The 4,187-nt window shown below is 38.1% G+C and carries 5 protein-coding genes; all 5 read left to right on the forward strand.

Features of this window, described 5'->3' with window-relative positions; genetic code table 11:
* The first annotated feature begins 119 nt into the window (after window positions 1-119).
* The 5 genes from IV84_RS09770 to IV84_RS10805 all read left to right on the forward strand — a co-directional run bounded on the left by IV84_RS09770 (window position 120) and on the right by IV84_RS10805 (window position 4,106).
* A complete protein-coding gene (locus IV84_RS09770; protein WP_056986586.1) occupies window positions 120-737 on the forward strand; it encodes a metal-dependent transcriptional regulator in 618 nt (205 codons plus the stop codon).
* Between the two features lie 253 nt (window positions 738-990).
* The gene (locus IV84_RS09775; RefSeq protein WP_046871276.1) at window positions 991-1,191 is read left to right on the forward strand and encodes a cold-shock protein; all 201 of its coding nucleotides are present in this window, start codon (window positions 991-993) and stop codon (window positions 1,189-1,191) included.
* Window positions 1,192-1,402: 211 nt separating this feature from the next.
* Complete coding sequence (locus IV84_RS09780) at window positions 1,403-2,095, forward strand: threonine/serine exporter family protein (RefSeq protein ID WP_236699027.1); 693 nt, start codon at window positions 1,403-1,405, stop codon at window positions 2,093-2,095.
* Window positions 2,096-2,108: 13 nt separating this feature from the next.
* Window positions 2,109-2,555 (forward strand): threonine/serine exporter family protein, encoded by a 447-nt coding sequence (locus IV84_RS09785; RefSeq protein WP_046871278.1) that lies wholly within the window; start codon window positions 2,109-2,111, stop codon window positions 2,553-2,555.
* Window positions 2,556-2,669: 114 nt separating this feature from the next.
* Entirely contained in the window at window positions 2,670-4,106 is a 1,437-nt protein-coding gene (locus IV84_RS10805; RefSeq protein ID WP_080945508.1) for an N-acetylmuramoyl-L-alanine amidase, read from the forward strand.
* The last annotated feature ends 81 nt before the right edge of the window (window positions 4,107-4,187 follow it).

The following is a 4,187-nucleotide window of genomic DNA, read 5'->3' on the forward strand; positions in this document are numbered from 1 at the left end:
CACCTAGGAAAACTTGACACATACATAAAAAGTGTAAAATAAAAGTTCGGGATACCTTAATTGCAATTCCGAGCAAGATGAGTTATAAAAGTAGTATTAATAATAATGAGGTGAATGAAGTGACCCCGATGAAGGAAGACTATCTCAAGATCATTTTTGAGTTAGGTGGAAAATCTAAGAAAATATCAAATAAACAAATTGCAATGGGATTAAACATTGCAGCCGGATCAGTTACTGAAATGGTAACCAAGCTAGTAGAAGAGGGGCTTGCGAAACATACCCCGTATGCGGGAATCTCGCTTACTGAAGAAGGAATTCAAATTGCGGAAATCATGGTTCGTAAACATCGAATGTGGGAAACTTTCTTAGTTGAAAAACTAAACTACAAGTTATCCGAAGTGGATAGTGACGCGGAAGTTTTGGAGCATGTAACCAGTGACCACTTATTAGATTCGCTTGATAAGTTTCTTGGTTATCCAACGCATTGTCCCCATGGTGGCGTGATTCCAGATAAAGAAGGAAACTATCAAGAAGATAGTCATACGCTCTTAGCTGATGTCAAAGAGGGAGCAACGGTTAAAGTGGATCGATTTATTGATAACCACGAACTGTTAAATTATTTAGATGAGATTGATTTAGATATTGGTGATCGCATTCACGTTGTGCATCATGCCCCATTTGAGGGACCAACAACAGTTAAGTTGTTGGATAATGAATCGCCCACAGATGAACGGTAAATTAGTTATAAGGCTGCTCACTATGTTTTTGTTCAAGAAGATTAAGTTTATTTAATCATTTTTGAATCGGTAATTAAAAATTTAAGTTTTAATTTTAAATTTACTAGCTTTTTTAAAAAATATATGCTACAATTAGTTTGTATTTTGGTTAGGTAATTTTGGTAAGATTGTTTCATAAAGAAATATCCCCAATTTGCACCGGATCAAGTATTAAAATATTTAGTGCAAAAAGCACTCAGGAGGATTTTCTATTATGGAACATGGTACAGTTAAATGGTTTAACGCAGACAAAGGTTTTGGTTTTATTACTCGCGAAAACGGTAGCGATGTATTCGTACATTTCTCAGCTATCCAAGGCGACGGCTTCAAAACTCTTGAAGAAGGCCAAGCAGTTACTTTCGATGTAGAAGAAAGCGACCGTGGACCACAAGCAGTTAACGTAAACAAAGACTAATTTAAAATTAGAATTTATCAAGTCAGGGATTTTGTCCCTGGCTTTTTTTGTGTCCAAATTTAACTTGGAGGGGCCAATGAGAGTTGATCTCAAATTAATAGTCGTTTTGTCTGCAGTGCTATGGCATAATAGATCTTGATTAATTAATGGGGTGATAGTTGTGGATAAAGCGGACTTGGTAGTGGATACCTGCTTGTTAGCGGGACGAATTATGATTGAGAGTGGTTCAGAAATGGCCCGTGCGGAAGATACAATCATGCGGATTGCAACAAATTCAGGGTTCCCGAACGCACAAGTTTTTTCAACGGTTACCGGAATTATTATGTCGATTCCAGATAAAAAGAATGCCCAGGTTACCAGTGTGAGTCGGCGAAACATCGATTTGGAAAAAGTGAGTTGGGTAAACCGGTTATCACGGAACTACGCGGATCACAAAATCACATTGGAAGAATTTTTTGGGCAGCTTCAAACGCTTGATAATGCTGTGCCTTATTTTCCATTTTGGTTACAAGTGATCGGAGCTGCACTTGTCAGTGGCCCATTAATGGCGATCTTCTGTAACAATTTTTATGACATTGGTTTAACGTCAGTGATTGGTGCAATTGGATTTGCGATTTACTACATAATCAACAAATATCTGAATATTAAATTTATTAGTGAGTTTTTTGCATCCCTTCTAATTGGCATTTTAGCGGTACTGACGGTGCGACTTGGAATGGGACATTCTGTGGATGATATTATTATTGGCTCAGTGATGCCTTTAGTTCCCGGAGTTCCGCTAACCAATGCCGTTCGTGACATTTTGAATGGCCATTTTGTAAGTGGACCGGCGCGCGGAATCGAAGCGTTATTGACTGCTGCTGCAATTGGATTTGGGATTGCGTTCGTCTTTCGATTCTTTTAAGGTGGGAATTCAAATGATTATGATTATTAAAATATTTTTTGCTTTTATCGCCACAATCGGGTTTGGCATTATCATCAATATTCCTCATCGCGCGTTAGTGGTTGCAGGTTTGATCGGAGTAGTTGCCTGGTTGATTTATTGGGGATTGTTCAGTTTGGACCTGGGGTTAGCTTTAAGCAATTTAGTGGCGGCTGTGGCAATTGGCATCTTAAGTGATGTGTCTGCAAGAAAAATGAAAATGCCTATGTTAATTTTTAATATTCCTAGTTTGGTTCCTTTAGTCCCAGGAGGGCAGGCCTATCAAATGATCCGGACGCTGGCATTGGGCGAAACTGCGCAAGGGGTGCATTTCTTAACACAGGTGATCGAAATTACGGGTTCAATCGCGATTGGATTTTTGATTGCCGAACTATTAAATAAATTGTGGAAAAACCTTAAAGTTCAAAGAACTGTGAACTGAATGTTACAGAATTGTAAAAATATCGATATCACACTGATTCGTCAAGATGTTAGTATAAAAGTATACATATTTAGTTAATTGTGCATATGGGGAGATAACATTGGAGGAATTAGTTTGAAAGAGATAGAGATTCAGAAGCAAAGAATTATGACCATTTTTTTAGTAACGCTAACTTTATTTGTGAGCTTACTGATTGTTAAAACGCCAACGGTGAAAGCGGAGGCTGTTAATAGTTACATTAGTGCCAAGAAGATTAAGCCGGCCGGAATTACGACCTCAGTTTGGAATGGTTTTCCAAAGTATAAATATGATTGGGGTTACGGTAGACCAGAAGGCGTTGTGGTCCACGAAACGGCTAACGCAAGTTCCACAATCTATAACGAAATTGCTTATATGAAGGCTAATTATAATAATGCCTTTGTGCATAGTTTTGTTGATGCCGATCACATCATCAATATTGCGAATACCAATTATTTGGCTTGGGGAGTTGGGTATCCTGGAAATGGAAAGTTTGTTCAATTTGAGCAGATTGAAGTCCATTCTAAAAGTGCTTTTGCTCATGAAATTTCCAATGCAGCTTGGTATACAGCATACTTATTGAATAAATATAATTTAACTCCTAATGATGCTTGTTACGATGGTAAGGGCACCGTGTGGTCACATAAAGAGGTTGCTCAGCATTTTGGTGGCTCAAGCCATACGGATCCTTATGGGTATTATATAAATAACGGGAGAAAGTATTTTGGCCAGGGCTACACAATGGCTGAATTTTATCAGTTAACTAAAAAGTACTATGAAGAAATCCATTTTAAGAATGTGAAGTATACAAACGCTAAGTTAACAATGGATGTTAAATCGGCACCAGGCCATGATTTTTATAACCATGTCCCTGAAAGTAAATATACGGTAAAACGGCTTCACTATGGAAAAACTTACGCCGGAAAGACTATTCAGATCGATTGTACTGGTAAACGTGATGGTACCGGGACACTTTACTATCGTTGTTACTATAACGGTAAAGAAATTGGCTGGATATATGGCGGTGGTTTAGCCAAACATGTTAGTTATTCCGCAACTAATCAAACTATGGATGTGAAAGTTGCAGCGTCTAACGACTTTTATAACCACGTCACAAGCAGCATGTATACTAATAAACGTTTGCATTATGGAAAAACGTATGCAGGTAAGACCGTTACCATTGATAATGTGGCTTATCGAGATGGGACCAAGACGCCATACTATCGTTGCTATTACCAAGGTAAACGAATTGGTTGGATATATGGTGGTGGTTTGGCAGTTCATGTGACGTATAAATCCATTAATACCAAACAAACCATGACAGTCAAAGCTGCGCCAGGACCGCATGACTTCTTGAATCATGTGACTGGAAGTAAATATACGGTAAAACGACTGAATTACAGTAAAGATTATGCTGGGAAGCAAGTTACCGTAGATAATGTTGCCTATCGGACAGATTACAAAACACCATATTACCGTTGTTACTACAATGGTAAAGAGATTGGTTGGATCTTTGGCAGTGCTTTGAATTAAATGAAAATAATAATTTAGAATAATGAAAATGGCTCAACCACGTGAATAAATTAGGGTCTACACTTTCTGGTATTGGTGAAT

This window comes from Pediococcus damnosus, from assembly GCF_001437255.1.
Classification (GTDB): Bacteria; Bacillota; Bacilli; order Lactobacillales; family Lactobacillaceae; genus Pediococcus; species Pediococcus damnosus.

Coding starts and splice junctions, on each gene's coding strand:
- IV84_RS09775 (WP_046871276.1), top strand. CDS start 991: ATGGAACATGGTACAGTTAAATGGTTTAACGCAGACAAAGGTTTTGGT.
- IV84_RS09780 (WP_236699027.1), top strand. CDS start 1,403: ATGATTGAGAGTGGTTCAGAAATGGCCCGTGCGGAAGATACAATCATG.
- IV84_RS09785 (WP_046871278.1), top strand. CDS start 2,109: ATGATTATGATTATTAAAATATTTTTTGCTTTTATCGCCACAATCGGG.